Raw genomic sequence first — 21,226 nt, 5'->3', positions numbered from 1 at the left:
TTTTTGCAACTTTGCGAAAACCTTGATTCTGTATGGCTCTGATAAAACCTGTTCGCGGCATCCATCCCCTATTCGGCGAGAACTGCTGGTTTGCCGATAACGCGACCATCGTCGGCGAAGTTATTATGGGCCGCGACTGCACCGTCTGGTTCAATGCCGTGGTGCGGGGAGATGTAAACTCGATTACGATGGGTGACCGCTGCAACGTACAGGACGGAGCCGTAATTCATTGCACGTACCAGCGCTTTAAGACCACCATCGGCAATTACGTCTCCGTTGCCCACAACGCCATTGTCCACGGCTGCACCATTGAGGATAAAGTCCTGATTGGCATGGGCGCTATTGTGATGGACGGAGCCAATATCGGCACTGGCTCCATTATTGCCGCCGGCGCAATTGTTACCCAAAACACCAGGGTACCGCCCGGCTCCGTTTACGCAGGCAACCCCGCCCGTCTGCTGAAGAACGTTACCCCCGAACTGGAAGAAATCTTTATGCGGACGGCAAACAATTATGTGATGTACGCCGAGTGGTTTAAGCAGTAGAAGACAGTTTAGGCTTCTTTGTTCTCCTCTTCTGGCTCCTTTTCCTGCTTTATATCCCGGCGGGCGCTTATGTAGCCTTTGATAACGGTGAATGTAGTAATAGCCAGAAAGAAAATAATGATATAGCCCACGTAATTGATAAAGCCGGGGAACGTTTCACCGAGATAAAATCCACCGCCCACTAACGATACTACCCAGATCGCAGCCCCAATCACGTTGTAGAGCATGAAGTAGCGAAAATCCATCTCGATCAAACCAGACAGAATGGGTGCAAACGTGCGGACTACGGGCAAAAATCGGGCAATAATCAATGTGCGGCTCCCGTACTTCAGGAAATAATTCCGGGTGGTTTCAATATGCTTTTTCTTGAATAGCAGCGAATCAGGCCGGTTTCGAATGCGGTCGCCGAAATACCGGCCGCTAACGTATCCGGTCAGTGACCCCAGTACGGCCGCCCCAAAAATACAGACCATCATCAGCCAAAGCGGTACGTTCAATATACCCGTACCTGCAAACATACCTGACAGGAACAGCAGGTAGTCGCCCGGCAGAAAAAAGCCAAAGAACAGACCGTTCTCAACAAAAATAATTACCGTTATCAGCACCAATCCCCCGGTGCGAATGATCTCCTCGGAATTGAGCAGATAACGAAAAAATTCAATAATCTGGTCCATATCAGTAAAACGGAGTGCAACTCCGTTTGCTTGGTGGTGAAAAACAGAATACAATCGCTGTGGCGACCCAGTCTGTTCTACATATACTCCGCCAATTCAAGCCAGCGGTCCGATTTCTCGGAGATTAATTGGTCTAATTCTTCTATTTCTTTGGCCCAGGCAGTCAGCTGCTCGTGGTGGCCACCGGTATTTAACTGATCCAATACAACGGCTTTCCGTTGCTCCAGTTCGGCAATTTCTTTTTCGAGCGTTTCGTATTCCCGTATCTCCTTAAACGACAGCTTTTTCTTCTGCGCCGGCTCAACCTTTGTCTGTTCAAGATTAACTATGGGATCGGCCTTTTGGTTCTTGCCCGTACCACCAACATTCCTGTCTGCATTTTTACCCGAAGACACCCCACCCGAAGCCTCAGCATTGGCACTGCGCCACTCGCGGTAGTCGGTGTAGTTGCCGGGGAAGTCGCGGATCCTGCCTTCGCCCTCAAAGACAAAGACGTGTTCCACCAGGCGGTCCATAAAGTACCGGTCGTGCGTGACAATGAGCAAACAGCCGGGGAAGTTCAGCAGAAACTCCTCCAGCACGTTCAGTGTGGTAATGTCGAGGTCGTTGGTTGGCTCATCCAGAATCAGAAAGTTAGGATTCTGCACCAGCACCAGCAGCAGTTGCAGCCGCCGTTTTTCACCCCCGCTCAGCTTGTGGACAAAGTCATACTGCTTCTGCCGGTTAAACAGGAAGTGCTGCAGCAGCTGACTGGCCGTAACGGTCTCACCCGACGCCAGCTTCATCACCTCGGCCACATCCTGCACCACGTCAATTACCCGCTGGTTTTCGGGCAGGTTCAATTCGCTTTGGGTATAATAGCCAAACTTTACTGTTCCGCCGGTAACCACTCGACCGGAATCCGGGCGCATCTGCTCGGTCAGTATATTCAGCAGGGTAGTTTTGCCCATACCGTTTTTGCCGATGATACCGATCCGGTCCAGCCGTTTAAAGGTATAGGTAAAATGGTCGAGCAAGACTTTTTCACCAAACTTCTTACTGAGGTTTTCCACCTCCATAATTTTGCTGCCCAGCCGGGTGGTCCGCAGATTCAGCTCCAGACCATCGTCGTTCCGGCGCTGACTGGTTTTTTCTTTCAGATCGTTGAAGGCATCAATCCGGTACTGCGCTTTAGTACCACGTGCTTTGGGCTGCCGGCGCATCCACTCCAGTTCACGTCGGAACGTATTTCGGTTTTTGTCCAGTTCGGCGGCCACCACGGCTTCCCGCTCGGCCTTCTTCTCCAGAAAGTAAGCATAGTTACCTTTGTAGCCGTACAAAGCCCCATTTTCCAGCTCTACAATCTGGTTGCAGACCTTGTCCAGAAAGTACCGGTCGTGCGACACCATCAGCAGGGTCTGGTTCTGCGAATTCATGTGATTTTCGAGCCACTCGATAGCCTCCAGGTCGAGATGGTTAGTTGGCTCGTCAAGAATCAGCAGATCGGGGTCCTGAATCAGCACCCGCGCCAGGGCTACCCGTTTCCGCTGACCACCCGACAACGTCGCTACTGGCTGCTCTACATCCTGAATACCCAACTGGCCCAGAATCTGACGGATCTGCGCTTCGTAGTCCCAGGCCTCCAGCTTCTCCATATCGGCCATGGTGCGTTCCAGCGCGGCCGTATCGTTATGCGCCAGGGCATGTTCATACGCCCGAATGGCTTCCAGCTGGGCACTGTCTCCGGCCAGCACCACTTCCATGACCGTTAAGGCGTCATTGAGGTCGGGCTGCTGGTCGAGGTAACCAATAGTAATGTCTTTCCGGTAACTGACCAATCCTTCATCGGGTGGTACGGTACCCGCCAGGATTGAGAGCAGCGTGGTTTTGCCAGAGCCGTTGGCCCCTACAATGGCTACTTTATCACCCCGGTTCAGGCCGAAGGTAGTGTCCCGGAATAAATACTTGTCGCCGTACGATTTCGTTAAATTTTCGGCTGATAGGTAGTTCATTGACTCAATACTATGCCGTGGCGCTCCAGGCTTCAGAAGGCCCTATGACTTTGGCAACTACGAAATGACAAAAATACATCGGCGCGGCCGACAAATTATACTTTTTTTGATAAACGGGCGATTCTCACCTGCATAGGAGTAATATCGTTTGTACTTTTACTTTTCAGTATAACAACCCGTTTTTTTCTAAACTGAAAATGCGCTTAAAAAGTCTCCTGCCGGCTGCCCTATTTCTGGTCGGCTGTTATTTACCCACCCTCGCTCAGGAACCCGGTAAACCCTATGTTCTGGCGGTACCCGGCAGCAACATCGCCTACGAGATGGTGGCCATCCCCGGCGGTGAGTTCACGATGGGAAGCCCGGCCACCGAAAAAGGCCGCAGCGCCGACGAAGGGCCGCAACACAAGGTAAAAATTGAGCCCTTCTGGATGGGCAAATACGAAGTGATCTGGGACTTTTACGACCTGTTTACCTCCAAGAACATGGAGAAAGATATGGCCGCCAAGTATCCCGGCTTTGATCTAGCCAAAACGGATGCCTCTACCCGTCCCAGCCCGTCGTATGTCGATATGTCGTTTGGTATGGGCCGCGCCGGCTATCCGGCTATTAACATGACCCAGTACGCAGCTATTAAATTCTGTAAGTGGTTGTACGACAAAACGGGCGTTTTTTACCGGCTACCGACCGAGGCCGAGTGGGAATACGCGTGTCGGGCGGGCACCACAACGCCGTACTCCTTTGGCGCAGACGTGAGTAAGTTAGGTGAGTTTGCCGTCTATAAAGGTAACAGTAGCGGCTCGTACAAGAAAACAGGCACCAAAAAGCCAAATCCGTGGGGGTTGCACGATATGCATGGCAACGTGATGGAGTGGACTAAAGACCAGTATGTACCCGACTATTACGCCAAAAAATCAAAAGGTCAGGTCAAGGAGCCCTATGCCCCGGTTACCACACTCTACCCAAATGCCGTACGTGGTGGCTCCTGGGACGATGACCCGGAGGTACTGCGTTCGGCCGCCCGTACCCCCTCGGATGCATCGTGGAAAGTGCGTGACCCGCAAAGCCCCAAAAGCGACTGGTGGCTGACCGATGCTTCATTTGTGGGTTTCCGGGTGGTGCGCCCGGCCAAAGCACCGTCAAAGGAAGAAATTGATGCCTATTACAACATCAAGCCGATAAAGGACTATTAGGATGCTTGCCCAAACCCCGGAGCCGCCCTACTATGCCGTCATTTTTACTTCTGTTCGTACGGAAGAGAGTGAGGGCTATGCCGACACGGCAGACCGAATGGTCGAGTTAGCAGCCGAACAACCGGGCTTTCTGGGGGTAGAGAGCGCTCGTAATGATCTAGGTATTACGGTATCATATTGGGCCAGCCTGGAAGCAATTCGCAGCTGGAAACACCACGCGGAGCATACCCTGGCCCGGCAGCAGGGCAGGGATACCTGGTATCAGTGCTATAAAACTCGTATCTGTCTGGTGGAGAGGGATTACAGCTTTGAATGCCGGCCAGATTAAGTTTCAAAAATTTTACAAGTAATTCAGCTTCTCATCTTACTTTTATTCTTATATCAACTCTTTTCGTTACACGTTGACCTTTAACTGCTATGACGAACGATACAAACCGTCGGAATTTTCTGAAAGCATCCGGCCTGCTGACGGGCGGAGCCTTATTAAGCAGTCTGCCGTTTGGTGCCAGTGCCGGAGGTTTTTATAACTCCATGGATGATACCATTAAGGTAGCACTCGTCGGCTGCGGTGGCCGGGGTACCGGTGCAGCCCAGCAGGCCCTAAACACTAAACAAAACGTTAAAATCGTCGCCATGGCCGATGCATTCCGCGACCGGCTCGACGACTCGTATAAAAGCCTGACCGGCCGCGACCTGAAAGACGCCAGCGGTAAGCCGAAAGTGGACGTGCCAGAAGATCGTAAGTTCGTTGGCTTCGACGGCTATAAGCAGGCAATCGCCCTGGCCGACGTAGTCATTCTGGCCACTCCCCCGGGTTTCCGGCCTATGCATTTTGAAGAGGCTGTCCGGCAGGGTAAGCATGTATTCATGGAAAAACCCGTGGCAACCGACGCACCGGGTGTCCGGCGGGTACTGGCGGCCGCCGAGGAAGCCAAAAGGAAGAAGCTGAACGTAGTTACCGGTTTGCAACGCCGTTATCAGCCCAGCTACCGGGAAATGGTCAAGCGTATTCAGGATGGTGCGCTGGGCGATATCATCGGTGGACAGGTATACTGGGTGAGCGGTGGTGTCTGGCAGAAGCCCCGTAAACCGGGTCAAACCGAGATGGACTACCAGATGCGCAACTGGTATTATTTCAACTGGCTGTGTGGTGACCATATCACCGAGCAGCACGTACATAACATCGACGTAGCCAACTGGGTGAAAAACAGCTATCCGGTATCCTGCCAGGGAACGGGCGGCCGGCAGGTTCGGACAGACAAAGAGTACGGCGAAATTTTTGATCACCACATTGTAGACTTCGTCTATGCCGATGGTACCACCATCAACAGCCAGTGCCGTCACTACGAAGGTACCTATAGCCGGGTAGATGAAATGTTCCTTGGCACCAAAGGCAAAGTTGAAGGGATGGAAAAGAAAAGCAGCGCTTTGATGGCTTATAATGGCCAGCCAATTTTCAGCTACAGTGCCAAGGCAGATGGAAATCCTTACCAGATTGAACACGACGAACTATTCAGCGCCATTGCCAAAGGTGAGTTCAAATTTGCTGATGCCGAGCGGACTGCAAAGAGTACTATGACGTCTATTATGGGTCGTATGGCAACGTATTCGGGTAAGGTTGTGAAATGGGAAGACGCCCTGAATTCGCAAATCGACCTGATGCCCGACCGCCTGGCCTGGGATGCCATGCCGAAAGTGTTGCCGAACGCAGAAGGGTACTACCCGATTGCGGTACCGGGTAAGACGATAGCTGTTTAAGAGTTTGTTTTTGTCCTGCCGACGCAGGAGGGATCTTACTGGTTAGCTAATAATGATGTTAAGCAGAGGCCGAGATCCCTCCTGCGTCGGGAGGACAAAAAATAGCCTTCAATCACTTGAAAGCGGCCGACTTCCACCTGCGGAGTCGGCCGCTTTTATTTTCTAATAGGTAGAGTTCGACATGGGAAAAGTGCTTGAGAAGTTGCCGGCTTTTGCGCCAGCCGGCAACGCTGAAGACTTTGGTGAGGGCATCGGCGCGCCAGCCGTCGGGGGCAAGTACAGTGGCCCGCACAAAATGCCGTAATCCAAGACCACTGCGGGGGTCCATAATGTGGGAGTAACGCCTGCCTTTGTATTCCAAATAACGATATGTATCGCCGGAGGTTGTAATGGCTGCGTTTTCCAGCACTAAAGTCAGTGTATCGGCATCAGCCGCTTTGCCAGAGCCAACATCAATGCGCCAGCCTGACTGGTCAGGCGGAGCGTCTCCTACTAGTATGTCTCCCCCCAAATCAATAAGAACCGAGCGAAGGCTATTAGAATGGAGCACTTTTAGAGCCTCATCGACTGCAAACCCCTGCCCAATACCCCCCAAATCGAGTTTCATGCCGTTACGCACTAATTGCACCGAACAGGTAGTTGAATCTAATCGGACCAACCGGTAGCCGACAGCCTGCCGGGCATGCTTCAATTCTGTTTTAGAAGGAAATTGCTGCCGGCGAACGGCCCGTCGCCAGAGTTGCGAGAGCGGACCGATGGTAGGATCAAACCGGCCATCCGATTTATTGGCGACCCATAGAGCTTTTGAGAGAACATCGAAAAGTTCCGGCGATACCCTGACCCAACGACCAGAACCAGCCGTTTCAGACAAGCGATTGATCTCGCTGCCATCAAGATAGTCGCTCATGATCTGGTTTAATGTATCCATATGGGCATACACCGCACGTACTGCCTGCTTTGCCGTCACGCTATCAGGCGCATAAAAAATCAGCCTGAACTGCGTACCCATTAGCCCACGCTCAAACGTGTAGCGCTGGGATTGAGCCAGCACCCCGAATGAACATAGACAAACCATAAAAAAGACCAGCAGCCGCTTCATGAAAAAGCGTTAAGTCTGGCTGGCAACTGGGCTGCCTGCGGGCGCAATCTGTGCTGCTTTGTTCCGTAAGTACATATCGGCCAGCACCAATGCGGCCATTGCTTCAACGATAGGTACGGCTCTGGGCACCACGCAGGGATCATGACGTCCTTTGCCGGATACAGTCACCGGCTGGCCGTGAACATCCACGCTGTCCTGGTCCTGCATAATGGTAGCGACCGGTTTAAACGCCACCCGGAAGTATATATCCTCGCCATTGGAGATACCCCCCTGAATACCGCCCGACAGGTTGGTAGCCGTGCGAACCTGTCCCTGCTCATCGGTGAAAAACGCATCATTATGCGTTGAACCGTAAAGCTCAACACCGGCAAAACCGCTACCATATTCGAATCCTTTAACGGCGTTGATACTAAGCATGGCCTTCCCCAGTTCGGCATGCAGTTTATCGAAAACCGGTTCGCCCCAGCCGGCCGGTACACCCATAATGACACAGCTTACCACACCTCCAATTGAATCGCCTTTCTTGCGGGTCTCATCAATGTAAGTAAACATCTGCTCCGCCATTTCGGGGTCAGGGCAGCGCACGGCATTCTCTTCTGTTCTGGACAAATCCAGATCCTGATAGTGTGCTTCCAGCTTTAGCTTACCCACCTGCGACACATAGGCCTGTACCTGAACGCCCTGCTGCCGCAATAGCATTTTAGCAACGGCACCAGCGGCCACGCGGGCGGCCGTTTCACGGGCCGAGGAACGTCCCCCTCCCCGGTAATCGCGGGAGCCGTATTTGGCATGATAGGTATAATCAGCGTGCGATGGCCGGAACTGCTCGGAAATATGCGAATAGTCTTTGCTCCGCTGGTCGGTGTTGCGGATGACAAGCGCGATAGGCGTTCCCTGCGTTTTGCCGTCAAAAACCCCGGACAAGACCTCAAACTCATCCGCTTCGCGCCGTTGCGTGGTGATGCGTGACTGGCCGGGTTTCCGACGATCAAGCTCCGATTGGATAAAAGCAGGGTCGAAATCAAGACCGGCGGGGCAACCATCGATCACGACACCAATGGCCGGGCCGTGCGATTCGCCGAAGGTAGACAGCTTAAATAGGGTTCCGTACGTACTACTCATTTTCTAAATAATAAAAAGATCATGCCAAGTATCATCAGCGCAATCAGGACATTAGCGATTGCGCGGACAAGTACCGGCCAGTTTACAGCTTGCTCCGAACTATCCAGTTGTTCAATACCAGTATAAATAGACCCAGGTAAATCAGAATGAACCGTATCGGCGGCTATTGCGGTTTCGCCTACCCGCAGGACCATTCTCGGCAGCAGGGTATCGTACCTTTCTTTTTTGGGATCGAAATAAACCCATTGAAAGGTCTTTTCCAGCGGAATCCGGCCATTTTGTTTCGGAACCAGAAAATATTTGAAGGTTTTATAACCAGCAATACCATCGGCGGTTCGCTTCTTCGACTCCTGAGTTTTGGGCGGGAATACCTCCATCACCTCGCTTGGGGTTACCCTGGGCGCCTGTAGCGCCGAAATGTTGCCTTCGCCGGTAACCCTAAAATCGTAGCGGACACTCTGGCCAACTTTGATTCCCCTTCGTTCCAGACCTTCCTGCAACCGGAAAGACCCAACCGCAACCTGCCCGCGTAGCGGATGCGACGGTAATCGCTTGACTTCAATAGTAACCGATTGACTGGTGAAGGTCACGGCTTCGGGCTTTTGCCTGGTATTACCTGTCTTATTGGCCAGCATGGTAAGGCTTACCTCCGCCATACGGAGCGCACGAGCCGTGAGCGGAAAATAGATGGCTTCGTAAATTCGGAACTCCGTATACTTCCGGCCTTTGATGGTAATGGGGATTCGCTTTACTTCTGTCAACCCCAGATTCTCTTCCCACACATCAAACGGACGAATTTCCTTCAGCATGCTCTGTAACTGCTGTTCCAGGCGATCGAAACGAAGCTCATAGGGGTAATCCTCGGCTACAAATAAGGAAAGCCTCACCGGAAAGCCTTCCCCAACGTACACCGAATTGGTGGTAGTGATCAGCGAGAAGTAAGCGGCATCCTTACTCACCACCGGGGTAGTAGCCGCAACAGCGTCTTCATCCGTGTCGGCCACCGAACGCACAGTCAGGGTAGCGCCTTCTGAACGAGCGACTGCTTTGTTAACGGTTACAGTAAAAGGTGGCAGACGATACGTGCCCGGTTTAGTAGCTATATAGTTTTGGGAGATGACACGACTGATCACTGTGTTACCGCCCGTTTCTTCAGAGGTAACACTGGTTGACGTCTCCCTTTTGGTGAAGCCGGGGATGGTCGGAAAAGCAATAACAGGCCGCTGTTCACTATCTTTAATAATGACAGCGATGGTGAAGGGCCGGTCAATCGAAAAATCAGTTTCGCTTAACTCAATACTGACCAAATTATCAGGAACTTGAGCCTGAGCGACCAGCAGGCAACAAAAAAATAATGCAAATGTTCTTTGGAATATTTCTATAAACATCCTTAAATTCGGGCAACAATTTCGAATATCGGCCGTTAGTTTATAAACGGTCTAAACAAGATTACCGTTTTCAATCACCATTCCATAGGCTATTAACCAAAAATGATTAAGTAGTATGGCAACAATGCTGGAGTACATTAAGACTATCCTGCAAAAGGTAAGTTTTGACAAAGCCCTGTTCGAAAAAGAACTCCGTAAAGCCGTTAACATGCTGGTACCCGACGAACTTAAAGAACTCAAATCATGGTGTTATAAACAGTTCGGCAAAATGTACCGGGTGGTTTTAAACCGATGTTTTTCCAGGGTAGTACCAGGCTGATTTCTTTACATGATATTTCATTTGACTAACCTCCGGCTAACCCCGGAGGTTTTTATATGTTAGCGGGTGAATACTAAGCGCTGCCCAGCCCGCTCTACCTGCAGTTTTCCCTCTTTAAAAACCAACTCTCCGGATACAATCGTATGCGTTACTGAAGAGCTAAACCGCTGTCCCTCCAGCGGTGACCACCCGCATTGATAGAATAGTGATTCTTTTGTAACGTCCGTTGGAGCGTTTGGATCAACCAGCACTAGATCAGCCCAGCATCCTTCACGTATATACCCCCTCCGTTCAACCTGAAAGCAATCGGCCGGAGCATGGCTCATTTTGCGTACCAACGTCTCTATGGACAGCTTTCCCTGCCTGACAAATTCCATCATCATCAGCAGCGGGTGCTGCACCAACGGCAAGCCCGAAGGAGCCTGCCAGTATGACTGATGCTTTTCGTCCCACGTATGCGGAGCATGGTCGGTTGCGATAATATCCAGGCGGTCGTCGAGCAAGGCCGCCAATAGTTGAGGTTTATGTTCAGGACCTTTAATAGCCGGGTTGCACTTGATCAGATTGCCCAGCCGCTCATAATCGGTGCTGTCAAACCACAGATGATGAACGCAGACTTCGGCAGTTATCCGCTTTTCGGACAGCGGAATATCGTTGCGGAACAGGTTCAGTTCGTCCGCGGTCGAGATGTGCAGAATGTGCAGACGGGTGTTGTGCCGCTTCGCCAGTTCAACAGCCATTGCCGAGGATTTCAGGCAGGCTTCTTCATTACGGATAAGCGGATGAATTCTGGCGGTAGCCGAGTCGCCATACTCCTGCCGGTACCGCTCAGCGTTGGCCCGTACGGTTGCTTCATCCTCACAGTGAGTAGCAATCAGCATCGGGCTCTGCCGGAACAGTTCCTCCAGTACTCGCTCGTTATCGACCAGCATATTGCCGGTAGAGGAGCCCATAAAGACCTTGATGCCGCATACATCCCGCGTGTTGGTTTTCAATACCTCCTGCAGGTTATCGTTGGAGGCTCCCATAAAAAAAGAGTAGTTGGCGAAGGACGTCCGGGCCGCTATCTCGTATTTATCCGCCAGCAACACCTGTGTCAAGGCGTTAGGTACCGTATTGGGCATCTCCATAAAACTGGTCACTCCGCCCGCTACGGCCGCCCCGGACTCCGAGCGAATGGTTGCTTTATGCGTTAGCCCAGGCTCCCGGAAATGCACCTGATCGTCGATTACCCCCGGTAGCAGGTACTGACCATTGGCGTCAATGACCTGGTCGGCGGCCCGGCCCGAGAAATCGGAGCCGATTTGTGCAATGAAACCGTTTTCGATGAAAACATCAGCATCGGTTATCCTGCCTTCGTTGACAAGACGGGTGTTCAGCAATAACAAACGGCTCATAGGTACGGTGTCAGGCGTTGGCTTTCAGTTGGGCAACTTCTTTGGCAAAATAGGTCAGAATGATGCTGGCTCCGGCGCGTTTGATGGCCATTAAAGACTCCAGCATGGCCCGTTCGCCGTCAATCCAGCCGTTGCGGCCGGCCGCCTTTATCATGGCGTACTCACCACTGACATTATAGGCGGCAATCGGCAGGTCAAAGTTGTCTTTCAGCAATTTAATAATATCCAGATACGCCAGCGCCGGCTTTACCATCAGGATATCGGCACCTTCGGCATAATCCAGTTCAGCTTCAATTAAGGCTTCGCGGCTGTTGGCATAGTTCATTTGGTAAGTTTTCTTATCGCCAAAGCGCGGAGCTGACTCCAGTGCATCGCGGAACGGCCCGTAGAACGCGCTGGCATACTTTGCCGTATACGACATAATGGCTACGTTGGTAAAACCCTGGCTGTCGAGCATGTTTCGGATGTAAGCCACGCGACCATCCATCATATCCGAAGGCCCAACCATATCGGCACCTGCCTTGGCTTGGGCCACGGCCATGTTGCCGAGAATTTCAAGCGTCGGATCGTTCAGAATTTTGCCATTTTCTACATAGCCGTCGTGACCATCGGAACTGTACGGGTCCATGGCGACGTCGGTCATCAGGCAAATATCCGGGAAGCGGTCTTTTATGTCGCGAATAGCGCGGAGATAAAGGCCATCCGGATTGGTACTCTCAGTGGCGTACTTGTCTTTCTTCGATTCAGGTAAATTAGGAAACAAGTCGAAGGCCTTAATGCCCAGGTCGACGCACTCCTGAATTTCGTCGAGCAGCAAATCCAGCGACCGGCGGTAAATACCGGGCATAGACTCTACTTCGGTTTTGGCCTTCTCCCCCTCAATCAAAAAAAGAGGAAATATAAAATCGGTCACTTCCAGGCGGGTCTCCTGCACCAGGTCACGGATAGCAGCCGACTGCCGGTTGCGACGCGGTCGTCTAATCAGATTCATACCTTAAAAAATTAAGCAATGAGTTTAAAGCCTTCGCCGTGTACGTTGACCAACTGAATGGTTTCATCCTCTTTGAGGTACTTCCGGAGTTTGGTTACGTACACGTCCATGCTGCGGGCGTTGAAATACGAATCATCCCCCCACACCATCTTGAGTGCAAAGCTACGGCTTAATGGTTGATTCAGGTTCTGCGCAAATAACTTTAAGAGTTCCGATTCTTTACTGGTCAGTTTCTGACCATGCCCATTACGATTAAGCATCTGATGGGGGTAATCGAAGCTAAAGGAGCCAATCTGGTATACTGATTTCTCAGCCTGGGCGGGTGTGCGCTGGTACCGCCGGAGAATAGCCTGAATCCGTAGCAGCAGTTCTTCCATACTGAACGGCTTGGTAATATAATCGTCGGCGCCAATCTTAAAGCCCTGGATGGTATCCTCCTTCATCGACTTAGCGGTCAGAAAAATAATCGGCACATCCCGGTTCGACATCCGGATCTCTTTAGCCAGGGTGAAGCCGTCCTTTTTAGGCATCATGACATCCAGAATACACAGGTCATATACCCCCTGCATAAACTGTTGCAAGCCCTGATTACCATCGGTGGCGCGGTCGGTTTCGTAGCCTTTCAGCGTGAGGTATTCTTCCAGTAACTGACCCAGGTTGGGATCATCTTCTACGACTAAGATCTTTGGCATAGCGTGTATGTAGGATTCAGCCTTCGGTAGTTAAATGTACGGTTCTGCCTCCGGCCAGACCAGCCGCTGTCGCGGCTAAAAGCAGGCGCCAATCTGACCCTATAACTGCTTCCGGCTGTTATTAGCCGCTATCACGGCTGTCCGACTGGACGTGGGCCTGTAAATAAGGCAACAATACCTCAAACGAACTGCCCTGTCCTGGCCAGCTTTCAACCTGAATCTGGCCGTGATGCTCGTCCACCATCCGCTTCACATAACTCAAGCCAAGGCCAAAACCTTTTACGTCGTGTAAATTACCGGTAGGCACGCGATAAAACTGCTCAAAGATACGACTCATTTGCTCTTTGGTCAGCCCGATTCCTTTATCCGCTACGGTAATACTTACCCCTTCGGCCAGACTCCGGGTCCGGATAGTGATGTGTAACTGCTCAGGCGAATACTTGATGGCATTGTCCAGCAGGTTATAGATGATGTTGGTCAGATGCACCTCATCGGCTTCGACTACCTCGTGCTGAGCCTCAAAATCCAGTTCTACTTCGCCTTGTCGCTGCTCAATCTGCAGACCGGCGTTGTTTAAGACTTTTTCAATGACATCGTGAATGTTTACCTGAGCCAGCTTGAGTTTCACCTGCCCCCGGTCGAGCAAAGCCATCTGCAACACCTTCTCCACATGTGACCCAAGTCGGCGGTTTTCATCCCGGATGATACCCATATACCGCAACAAACGAGAAGGCTCCGGTGCAGGCTGTGCCGCATCCGGCCGGATCTCACCCGGCTGGGTCGCACCAGGCTGGTTCAACTGCTCCTGGGCAAGTTCGACGGCCAGCGATATGGTGGAGATGGGCGTCTTGAACTCATGGGTCATGTTGTTGATAAAGTCATTTTTGATGTCGGCCAGCTTCTTCTGTCGCAGAATCGTCGTAATGGCGATGTAAAAGCAGGCCATGATCACCAGAATCAGTACGGCCGAACCGGCAAAGGCAAATCCCATGCGGTCGAGTATATACTGCTGCTGCGTCGGGAAGTAGATATAGACGTAATTACCAGTTTCGAGCAGGTTGTTTGGGAATAATGCCGTCTTATAACCCCGCTGCTCAAACTGATCCGGCTCGGCACCCATAGAGGTAAACAGGAACATGGCGGGCGACGGCGTATTTTTGGTGCGAACAGCATAGGCGTACGGAATACCAATACCCCGCTCCTGGAGTGCCTGCTTGAGCAGTGTGTCCAGTGTCATCCGGTTGAGTCGCTCTTCAATGGGCCGATCCGACAGCAGCAGGCCCTTCAGTACATCTTTAATCATTTGCGACTGCTCCTCGGTTTTTCTCTGCCCGGCTGAAGCCACGGGAACTGTTGCCGGTTTTGCCGGAGCAACTACCTCATCGGACTGTGCTGGCTTTACAGGCCTGGCCGGTTTTGGCCGGCGAACAGGTTTGGAGGTGCGGTAAGAAACAGCCTCACCGGCCGTATCGGCATCGATTGGCATATGGCCCCCAACCTGGCTGTTGAGCATCTGCAACTGGCTAATTACAATCTGGTCAATCCATTCTTCAAACCGCTGCTGCTGCTCCAGTTGCGCCTGCCAGTTGCCGGTAGCCATCAGCTCTTCCTGCTGTCGGAAAAACTGCTCCACAATCATCATTTGCTCGGCGGTCAGCGGCTGTACGGTCTGATGCAACACATCAGAGGGCGGCACCATACCCCCAGGCATCAACCGGCCAGGTTCCGGGTAGGAAGGCTGCCCCTTCCAGCGGTCGCGCCGGGGAGCCTGATAGACCACCCGCTCCTCCTTCTTGTTGATGGAAGGCTCTTTCTTTATTTCCTTTTGATCTTCTTTTTTGCCGATGGCCATTAATCGCTGCTGATGCTCGCGAGCCTGAATGCGCTGCCGGGTCAGGTATAAAATTTCCTGTCGTTCCAGCGTACGCACTACCTCCTGCAGCGCATCGGTTACTTTGTAGTCGAACTGCTCCTGCTGTAACCGAAACGCATTACTGATCCAGTATAGTTGGAATCCAACCAAACCCAGCAGCCCCACGGCCATCAACGCCACTATCCAACTGATACGCTTCTTTGACATTTTTTACTCATCAATGCAACTTCTTAATGACTTCGGGCATCTTTTGACCAGGTTCCTGTAAAAGTACGAAGCGACCTGCCCGACCGGGTCTATTTAACAAACTTTAACAGGCCTGTAACATTCTTTAACAAACGCACAATTAATCAATTTGTAGGTTTGCAACGCCTATTTACCCTTTGTTAGTCTGTATGAAAAGAACAAACACAACTCTCCGACGGTTCGCACTCGCAGTGCTCCTGTCCGGCAGCATTAGCGGACTGGCCGTGGCTCAACAAGCGAAAGGGAAGACTGGCAATGACCAGCTTCGCGTAAAGATCATCGAGCGTAACGGCAACCGCGTTAACGAGATTGACCGTACCTATCCGCTGACCGGCATGACCGATGAGAAACGCGATGCGCTGGTTAAACGCCTGGTCGATTCCGTTCAGGCCGTCCGGAAAGACAAGAACAACAGTCAGCTTACCATCATTATTGAAGAAGGTAACGGTGAGTTGCGGGTCAGAAGCCGTCGGCCAGACGCTTATGCGCTTCGCCCTAATCGGCCCAACGAACGCCGGTTCTACTTCCACAACGACGGTAATGGACAGTTCGATTTTCGCATGAACTTTGATTCGCTGGCTAACCGGCTTAACCGGATGGAGTTGAACCTGCCGCGTAATTTTGAGTACCGTTTGGCCGAACCATTTGAAACCTGGTCACGCAACGGTAGTTTTGGTACAAAAGCCTCTACGGTGCGAAGCCTGGATGCCTATCCGAATAATCCCGACCGCAACCTCCTGAACGTTCGCTTTGTGGCACCTGCAAAAGGTGACATTACCATCAGTATTACCAATCCAAAAGGTAAAGAAGTTGCCCGTAAAGAGGTAAAGGACTTCTCCGGTGAATTCGTCGGGCAAATGGATTTAGGCAAGAATGCTAAAGGCGCTTACTTCATTACCGTAACGCAAAACGAGGACGGTGCCGTCAAACGCATTGTCATTCCATAACCATTGGCGGGACCGGTAAATCAGTTCGCTGGTCCCGCTCAAAAAATTTTCTCAGAAACAAGGTACTATGTATTGCATAATACCAAACAAAACCTATATCTTTGTGTTGTAAAGTAAAAGAGAAACAGAGATGAAAACGCAAGTCTTGATTCTGATGATGGCCCTGGGTACGTTGCAGGCCTCTGGTATGGGCAAACCGACTAATCTGTTTGCCGCTCGCAAGCAATTAAACAGCAAGGTGGCCACCGCACCGGCTACTCATTCTTCGCAAACAACGGTATGGCGTATAGCCCGCGAGGTTAAGTGCCAGTTGACCGTATTTGGGCTACTTGCAGGAACGATTGACAGCTTCCGTCGTTACATCGATTAATCAACGGCGGAGGTTGTCTGGTCAATCGTATACTTTGTCACCCCGGTTAAGCCAAACGCTCCAGAGCCTTGAATAGGCATGTACCCGCCGGGTAGGCTGCCCCCGCTTATCTACTACAGGATTACCCTGATTAACCCACTCAAATAAGCTGCCGTACAGGTTCTTCACGTTCGTATAACCAGCAGCCTGCAACTTCTCTCCTACCCGTTCACTACGGACTCCAACGGAGCAATACAGAACAATTTCTGCTGACTTAGGTATACTAGCCAGCCGCTGAAGGTCAAAATCGTCGTAACCGACCCAGCGGGCTCCCGGCAAGTGACTCACCATATATTCATTCCGGCTGCGGGTATCCAGCAGGATTACGCCTGACTTCTGCCTCAATTCCTCCACCGTAATCAGCGGCACCGACTTTTTATAGAGTGTTTCCAGCATCACCTTATAGGCACTGCTCGTAGTCTGTCCGTTTGCCGCCATACTTAATCCCACTAAAGTCATCAAGATCAGCGCCTTCATATACGTAGAAATACGGTGATTAGTAGCGCATGTTCCTCATCGAATTCAACGAGCGATTTACGCCGGCGGTGTGAGAATTGATAACCACCTTCGCAGGAAACATGTTCGGATATATTGTAGCCCAGGTTAAGGGCGGTCCGGTTAATTTCGAACACCCGCAGGCGGTTCCAGTTCGGCGGTCCGGCGAGCAAGGTTTCGTTCCAGACATAGAAATATGACTTTTCCGACAGTTCATGACGCGTTAGTACCCGAAAACGGGTGCGACCCGCAGTGGTTCCGTTGGTAAACATCCGGTATTCATAGCCGCCCCGGATGCGCAGGTCGGTATGCTGGCTGATTGGGTGATTCCACTCCAGCAATGCACTCATCCGAAACTCTTTATTTACGGACCGGTTGAAATCGGCCATTGTACCCAGCGCCGGATAAGACTGGAACCACATCAGCGGATTTGCCTGCAGAGACCAGTTCCCGGTCCGATAGGTTAAACCTAACCGGCCTGCATTTGTCAAAGGAGCGTATACCGGATTAAATAAATGGCCAGGCACACTTTGCCGCCGGTAATGCAGGTCTCCTGATACCACGATATGCTCATTCACCGTCCACGACGGAGCCACTCGCAGCCACATAGCAGTATGCCGATAATGCTGTGCGTTTCCCTCCGTGTTGCAGCCAAGAAGAAGAACCAGCGATAGAAAAATGCAATAAATAGTACGCAAACTAAATCGAAAGGATTTTCAATAACAAAAATGAACATTTTAGGTATTTTTTACTGTTAAAATATCGTTAAACAAGTGGACAATTCTAATATTTGTTATGAGTTAACGGGTGCTTTGGCTAATTTTAGGCTTGCCCTAATATACCGTTAGCTTGTAATGCACATCTAGTGACTGATTAAGAACCATGAAGAGCAAAGTTGTCTCGTTGAAGTTGGTGATCTGCCTGTCGGCAGTGGGTTTGTTGACAGCTTTCGGTCTAGTACTACCCGGTCTTACAAAGCCCGGCGGGAGCGGACTGTCGATGGGACTGCTTAACCGATTATTTTCCGCTGACTTCTTGTCCCGGAAGTCGGCGTCTATGGCACCGGTGCATGCTTATGCACCGAACAAACCGTTGGATGTACTTTCACTGGAAGCCTCGGGGCAGCAGTGGGTAGACAGCGTTTTTCAATCAATGACGCCGGAGCAGAAGATCGGGCAGTTCTTTATGGTCGCTACGTTCTCAAACCGGGACGAAAACCACTATCAGTACATCGAGACACTCGTTAGAGATTACCACATCGGCGGTCTGATTTTCTTCCAGGGTGGTCCCTACCGGCAGGCCGTGCTTACCAACCGGTATCAGTCCAAAGCAAAAGTTCCACTGCTGATTGGGATCGATGGCGAGTGGGGTTTGGGTATGCGGCTCGACAGCGCCATGGACTTCCCCAAGCAAATGACGCTGGGGGCCATTCGGGACAACGAAATTATTTACCGGATGGGTCTTGAAATCGGCCGGCAGTGCGAGCGCCTGGGCGTTCACATCAACTTTGCCCCGGTTTCCGACATCAACAGCAATCCGGCTAATCCGGTCATCGGTATCCGGTCTTTTGGGGAATCAAAAGAAAATGTAGCCATCAAAGCCTCGGCGTATATGCGGGGCTTACAGGCCAACCGAATCATTGCTACGGCCAAGCATTTCCCTGGCCACGGTGATACCAATGCGGATTCGCACCATACCCTGCCGACCATCAGCCGGTCGTCGGAGCAGCTACGCGACATTGATCTGTTTCCGTTCCGTAAGCTGATTGCCGATAGCCTGATGGGCGTCGTTACCGGTCATCTGTACGTACCGGTAGTGGATAACACGCCCGCCCTGGCGGCAACACTTTCGGAAAAGGTAGTAACTGACCTACTGAAAAAAGAGCTAGGTTTCCGTGGGCTGGTCTTCACCGATGCCCTGAACATGGGTGGTGTAAACCGGTCGCGCCGATCCGTAGACGTAAACATGAAGGCGCTGATGGCCGGCAACGATATTCTGCTGTATCCGGAAAACGTAAAGGAAGCCGCTAAAGCCATTCTGGAAGCTGTACAGCAGGGCCAGATTTCGCAGGAACTCATCGACGAAAAAGTCAAGAAGATTCTTCGGGCAAAGTACTGGTCAGGGCTGAACGAATACGCGCCCATCAGCCTGTCTAACCTGGATAAAGAGCTTAACTCAGAAGAAGCCGAAGCGCTGAAGCTGGAGTTAAGTGCGCAGGCGGTTACGGTTGTCACTAACAATAAAAAACTCCTGCCGTTGAGCCGGCTGGATACGCTAAAACTAGCGTCGGTAGCTATTGGAGCTGGTCTGGGTAATAAATTTCAGAAGACGCTCGACTTCTACGCGCCTTTCCACCACATTGCCTACGCAGAAAAGATAAACTCAGACGCTGATGTGAACGATATTCTGGCTCAGGTAGGCGATGCCAACGTGGTCGTGCTGAGCTTCCACCGGATGAGCCAGTCGGCCTACCGGCGGTATGGTATCACCAAAGCATCGCTGGATCTGGTGTCTCGGCTGAAGCAGCAAGGCAAAAAAGTGGTGGTTAACGTATTTGGATCGCCTTACAGTCTCAACCAGTTTTCGAATGCCGATGCGCTGGTGTGTGCTTACGAAGATTATACCGAAATGCAGCAAACCGTTCCGCAAGTGCTGTTCGGGGCTCTGAGTGCACGTGGCTTCATGCCGGTATCGACGGGGGGCTGGAAGGAAACCCACGGTTATGTTTACGACGCTACCGGACGGTTGTCGCTGGGTGCTCCGGAAACCGTCGGCATGAAGACCGCTGCGCTGAACCGGATTGATGAAGTAATGCGGGTAGCCATTGCCAACCGGGTGGTACCGGGCTCGCAGATCATTGTGGCACGCCAGGGAAAGATCGTTTATAACAAAAATTTCGGTTCGCTAACGTTTAACAGCAACGATAAAGTCACCGACGAAACGTTGTACGATTTAGCGTCGGTTACCAAAGTAATGGCTACTCTTCAGGCCGTGATGATACTGTACGACCGGAAGGCCATTGATCTGAACCAGAAGGTCTCTTTCTACCTTCCGGAACTGCGCGGCTCTAACAAACAGAACATGACTGTTTATGATGTGCTGCTGCACCAGGCCGGCCTGATCTCCTACTACCCCTCGCTTTGGGACCGGACCCGCGCCCCCGGAGGTGGACTCAAGCCGGAATATTATAGTTTGAAACCTGACAGCGCCCATACGTTACAGGTTGCCACTACGCTATGGGCTACTCCCGCGCTGAAAGACTCGGTTTGGAAATGGGTTATCAAATCGCCGTTGGCCCGGCAGGTTGGCAGCGACGGTAAGCCGGTTTACATTTATAGTGATCTGGGCTTCCTGACCCTACAGAAATTAGTAGAACGGGTAAGTGGTAAGCCACTGGACCAGTTTGTGGAGAAAGAACTCTACCAGCCTATGGGGCTGAAACGGGTTTGTTTTACCCCCCTGCTAAAGCTGGCTAATCCTAAAATTGCACCAACCGAAAAAGACACTTATTTCCGGAACACGTTGCTGGTTGGTACTGTACACGACCAGATGGCGGCTGTTCAGGGTGGTGTTTCGGGCCATGCCGGCCTGTTTGGCAGTGCTCAGGAAATAGCACAACTGGTCCAGATGAACCTTCAGAAAGGTATTTATGGCGGCCAGCGGTTTTTACAGAGTCCAACGGTACCCTACTTTACTCAAACCCTGAGTACCCGCAGCCACCGGGCGCTGGGTTGGGATAAACCTAACCCTGGCCACAGCAGCAGTTATCTGTCCAGCCAGGCCTCACCCCGCTCTTTCGGCCATACCGGCTTTACCGGTAACGTAATCTGGGCCGACCCGGACGAAGACCTGGTATTTGTTTTCCTGTCGAACCGGATTCACCCGACAGCGGCCAACAATAGCATCAACTCAACGGCGCTCCGTAAGAAGATTCACGATATTATCTACAGTTCTATAAGCGAATAAGCAATTACCTGATTAACAGAAAGGGGCTGTCGGTTTTGCCGACAGCCCCTTTCTGTTTTTGGCAGAAGGGCCGCTTACTCCGTTTGTTCAAGGATTTGTATAAATACCGTTATATTTATGCCCT

Annotated in this window: 19 protein-coding genes; 8 read left to right on the top strand and 11 right to left on the bottom strand. The window is 51.5% G+C overall.

Annotated elements, in window-relative coordinates; translation table 11 throughout:
• Positions 1-32: 32 nt before the first annotated feature.
• A complete protein-coding gene (locus tag ABD949_RS26935) occupies positions 33-545 on the top strand; it encodes a gamma carbonic anhydrase family protein (protein WP_345248943.1) in 513 nt (170 codons plus the stop codon).
• A gap of 8 nt (positions 546-553) precedes the next feature.
• On the opposite strand, the gene ABD949_RS26930 is transcribed toward ABD949_RS26935, so the two are convergent.
• Positions 554-1,219: a DedA family protein gene (locus ABD949_RS26930; protein ID WP_345248941.1), complete on the bottom strand. Its 666-nt coding sequence runs from the start codon at positions 1,217-1,219 to the stop codon at positions 554-556.
• Between the two features lie 77 nt (positions 1,220-1,296).
• Entirely contained in the window at positions 1,297-3,210 is a 1,914-nt protein-coding gene (locus ABD949_RS26925) for an ABC-F family ATP-binding cassette domain-containing protein (RefSeq protein ID WP_345248939.1), read from the bottom strand.
• 197 nt (positions 3,211-3,407) lie between these two features.
• On the opposite strand from ABD949_RS26925, the gene ABD949_RS26920 reads away from it, so the two are divergent.
• The 3 genes from ABD949_RS26920 to ABD949_RS26910 all read left to right on the top strand — a co-directional run bounded on the left by ABD949_RS26920 (position 3,408) and on the right by ABD949_RS26910 (position 6,158).
• Positions 3,408-4,400 carry a formylglycine-generating enzyme family protein gene (locus ABD949_RS26920; protein WP_345248937.1) on the top strand — a complete coding sequence of 331 codons (993 nt, stop codon included), beginning with the start codon at positions 3,408-3,410 and terminating at the stop codon, positions 4,398-4,400.
• Between the two features lies 1 nt (position 4,401).
• Positions 4,402-4,728 carry an antibiotic biosynthesis monooxygenase family protein gene (locus ABD949_RS26915; protein WP_345248935.1) on the top strand — a complete coding sequence of 109 codons (327 nt, stop codon included), beginning with the start codon at positions 4,402-4,404 and terminating at the stop codon, positions 4,726-4,728.
• Between the two features lie 89 nt (positions 4,729-4,817).
• A complete protein-coding gene (locus ABD949_RS26910; RefSeq protein ID WP_345248933.1) occupies positions 4,818-6,158 on the top strand; it encodes a Gfo/Idh/MocA family protein in 1,341 nt (446 codons plus the stop codon).
• Positions 6,159-6,270: 112 nt separating this feature from the next.
• Here the strand turns inward: ABD949_RS26910 and ABD949_RS26905 are convergent, their stop codons facing one another.
• From ABD949_RS26905 to ABD949_RS26895, 3 genes are read right to left on the bottom strand one after another with little or no spacing between them, the layout of a single operon-like run.
• Entirely contained in the window at positions 6,271-7,257 is a 987-nt protein-coding gene (locus ABD949_RS26905; protein WP_345248930.1) for an FAD:protein FMN transferase, read from the bottom strand.
• Positions 7,258-7,266: 9 nt separating this feature from the next.
• Positions 7,267-8,379 (bottom strand): chorismate synthase, encoded by a 1,113-nt coding sequence (gene aroC, locus ABD949_RS26900; RefSeq protein WP_345248928.1) that lies wholly within the window; start codon positions 8,377-8,379, stop codon positions 7,267-7,269.
• On the bottom strand, positions 8,376-9,686 hold the full coding sequence (locus tag ABD949_RS26895) for a BatD family protein (protein ID WP_345248926.1): 1,311 nt from the start codon (positions 9,684-9,686) through the stop codon (positions 8,376-8,378). The genes aroC and ABD949_RS26895 overlap by 4 nt, the downstream gene beginning before the upstream one ends.
• 196 nt (positions 9,687-9,882) lie before the next feature.
• On the opposite strand from ABD949_RS26895, the gene ABD949_RS26890 reads away from it, so the two are divergent.
• Entirely contained in the window at positions 9,883-10,086 is a 204-nt protein-coding gene (locus ABD949_RS26890) for a hypothetical protein (RefSeq protein WP_345248924.1), read from the top strand.
• Positions 10,087-10,145: 59 nt separating this feature from the next.
• Here the strand turns inward: ABD949_RS26890 and ABD949_RS26885 are convergent, their stop codons facing one another.
• From ABD949_RS26885 to ABD949_RS26870, 4 genes are all read right to left on the bottom strand, one after another.
• Positions 10,146-11,483: a dihydroorotase gene (locus ABD949_RS26885; protein WP_345248922.1), complete on the bottom strand. Its 1,338-nt coding sequence runs from the start codon at positions 11,481-11,483 to the stop codon at positions 10,146-10,148.
• Between the two features lie 10 nt (positions 11,484-11,493).
• On the bottom strand, positions 11,494-12,474 hold the full coding sequence (gene hemB, locus ABD949_RS26880) for a porphobilinogen synthase (RefSeq protein WP_345248920.1): 981 nt from the start codon (positions 12,472-12,474) through the stop codon (positions 11,494-11,496).
• A gap of 11 nt (positions 12,475-12,485) precedes the next feature.
• A complete protein-coding gene (locus tag ABD949_RS26875) occupies positions 12,486-13,166 on the bottom strand; it encodes a response regulator transcription factor (protein WP_345248918.1) in 681 nt (226 codons plus the stop codon).
• A gap of 121 nt (positions 13,167-13,287) precedes the next feature.
• Positions 13,288-15,246 carry a sensor histidine kinase gene (locus ABD949_RS26870; protein WP_345248916.1) on the bottom strand — a complete coding sequence of 653 codons (1,959 nt, stop codon included), beginning with the start codon at positions 15,244-15,246 and terminating at the stop codon, positions 13,288-13,290.
• A 188-nt stretch (positions 15,247-15,434) separates the two neighbouring features.
• Between ABD949_RS26870 and ABD949_RS26865 the strand changes: the two genes are divergently transcribed.
• Together ABD949_RS26865 and ABD949_RS26860 are read left to right on the top strand one after the other, a co-directional pair.
• Positions 15,435-16,232, top strand: coding sequence for a T9SS type A sorting domain-containing protein (locus ABD949_RS26865; RefSeq protein ID WP_345248914.1), 798 nt, complete (start codon positions 15,435-15,437; stop codon positions 16,230-16,232).
• 130 nt (positions 16,233-16,362) lie between these two features.
• Positions 16,363-16,602 (top strand): hypothetical protein, encoded by a 240-nt coding sequence (locus ABD949_RS26860; protein ID WP_345248912.1) that lies wholly within the window; start codon positions 16,363-16,365, stop codon positions 16,600-16,602.
• 21 nt (positions 16,603-16,623) lie between these two features.
• Here ABD949_RS26860 and ABD949_RS26855 read toward each other — a convergent pair whose 3' ends face one another.
• Both ABD949_RS26855 and ABD949_RS26850 read right to left on the bottom strand, forming a co-directional pair.
• Complete coding sequence (locus ABD949_RS26855; protein WP_345248910.1) at positions 16,624-17,118, bottom strand: rhodanese-like domain-containing protein; 495 nt, start codon at positions 17,116-17,118, stop codon at positions 16,624-16,626.
• A complete protein-coding gene (locus ABD949_RS26850; RefSeq protein WP_345248907.1) occupies positions 17,115-17,744 on the bottom strand; it encodes a DUF2490 domain-containing protein in 630 nt (209 codons plus the stop codon). The genes ABD949_RS26855 and ABD949_RS26850 overlap by 4 nt, the downstream gene beginning before the upstream one ends.
• A 274-nt stretch (positions 17,745-18,018) precedes the next feature.
• On the opposite strand from ABD949_RS26850, the gene ABD949_RS26845 reads away from it, so the two are divergent.
• The gene (locus ABD949_RS26845; RefSeq protein WP_345248905.1) at positions 18,019-21,102 is read left to right on the top strand and encodes a serine hydrolase domain-containing protein; all 3,084 of its coding nucleotides are present in this window, start codon (positions 18,019-18,021) and stop codon (positions 21,100-21,102) included.
• Positions 21,103-21,226 lie beyond the last annotated feature (124 nt).

Source organism: Nibrella saemangeumensis (assembly GCF_039541915.1).
In the GTDB taxonomy this organism is placed as follows: Bacteria; Bacteroidota; Bacteroidia; order Cytophagales; family Spirosomataceae; genus Nibrella; species Nibrella saemangeumensis.
Note: the sequence above shows the minus strand (reverse complement) of the source record. Positions and strands in the feature narration are given on the sequence as shown.

What these genes read in the sequence shown, in the direction of transcription:
- ABD949_RS26935 (WP_345248943.1), top strand. Translation starts at nt 33, where the DNA reads ATGGCTCTGATAAAACCTGTTCGCGGCATCCATCCCCTATTCGGCGAG.
- ABD949_RS26930 (WP_345248941.1), bottom strand. Translation starts at nt 1,219, where the DNA reads ATGGACCAGATTATTGAATTTTTTCGTTATCTGCTCAATTCCGAGGAG.
- ABD949_RS26925 (WP_345248939.1), bottom strand. Translation starts at nt 3,210, where the DNA reads ATGAACTACCTATCAGCCGAAAATTTAACGAAATCGTACGGCGACAAG.
- ABD949_RS26920 (WP_345248937.1), top strand. Translation starts at nt 3,408, where the DNA reads ATGCGCTTAAAAAGTCTCCTGCCGGCTGCCCTATTTCTGGTCGGCTGT.
- ABD949_RS26915 (WP_345248935.1), top strand. Translation starts at nt 4,402, where the DNA reads ATGCTTGCCCAAACCCCGGAGCCGCCCTACTATGCCGTCATTTTTACT.
- ABD949_RS26910 (WP_345248933.1), top strand. Translation starts at nt 4,818, where the DNA reads ATGACGAACGATACAAACCGTCGGAATTTTCTGAAAGCATCCGGCCTG.
- ABD949_RS26905 (WP_345248930.1), bottom strand. Translation starts at nt 7,257, where the DNA reads ATGAAGCGGCTGCTGGTCTTTTTTATGGTTTGTCTATGTTCATTCGGG.
- aroC (WP_345248928.1), bottom strand. Translation starts at nt 8,379, where the DNA reads ATGAGTAGTACGTACGGAACCCTATTTAAGCTGTCTACCTTCGGCGAA.
- ABD949_RS26890 (WP_345248924.1), top strand. Translation starts at nt 9,883, where the DNA reads ATGGCAACAATGCTGGAGTACATTAAGACTATCCTGCAAAAGGTAAGT.
- ABD949_RS26885 (WP_345248922.1), bottom strand. Translation starts at nt 11,483, where the DNA reads ATGAGCCGTTTGTTATTGCTGAACACCCGTCTTGTCAACGAAGGCAGG.
- hemB (WP_345248920.1), bottom strand. Translation starts at nt 12,474, where the DNA reads ATGAATCTGATTAGACGACCGCGTCGCAACCGGCAGTCGGCTGCTATC.
- ABD949_RS26875 (WP_345248918.1), bottom strand. Translation starts at nt 13,166, where the DNA reads ATGCCAAAGATCTTAGTCGTAGAAGATGATCCCAACCTGGGTCAGTTA.
- ABD949_RS26870 (WP_345248916.1), bottom strand. Translation starts at nt 15,246, where the DNA reads ATGTCAAAGAAGCGTATCAGTTGGATAGTGGCGTTGATGGCCGTGGGG.
- ABD949_RS26865 (WP_345248914.1), top strand. Translation starts at nt 15,435, where the DNA reads ATGAAAAGAACAAACACAACTCTCCGACGGTTCGCACTCGCAGTGCTC.
- ABD949_RS26860 (WP_345248912.1), top strand. Translation starts at nt 16,363, where the DNA reads ATGAAAACGCAAGTCTTGATTCTGATGATGGCCCTGGGTACGTTGCAG.
- ABD949_RS26855 (WP_345248910.1), bottom strand. Translation starts at nt 17,118, where the DNA reads ATGAAGGCGCTGATCTTGATGACTTTAGTGGGATTAAGTATGGCGGCA.
- ABD949_RS26850 (WP_345248907.1), bottom strand. Translation starts at nt 17,744, where the DNA reads ATGTGGCTGCGAGTGGCTCCGTCGTGGACGGTGAATGAGCATATCGTG.
- ABD949_RS26845 (WP_345248905.1), top strand. Translation starts at nt 18,019, where the DNA reads ATGAAGAGCAAAGTTGTCTCGTTGAAGTTGGTGATCTGCCTGTCGGCA.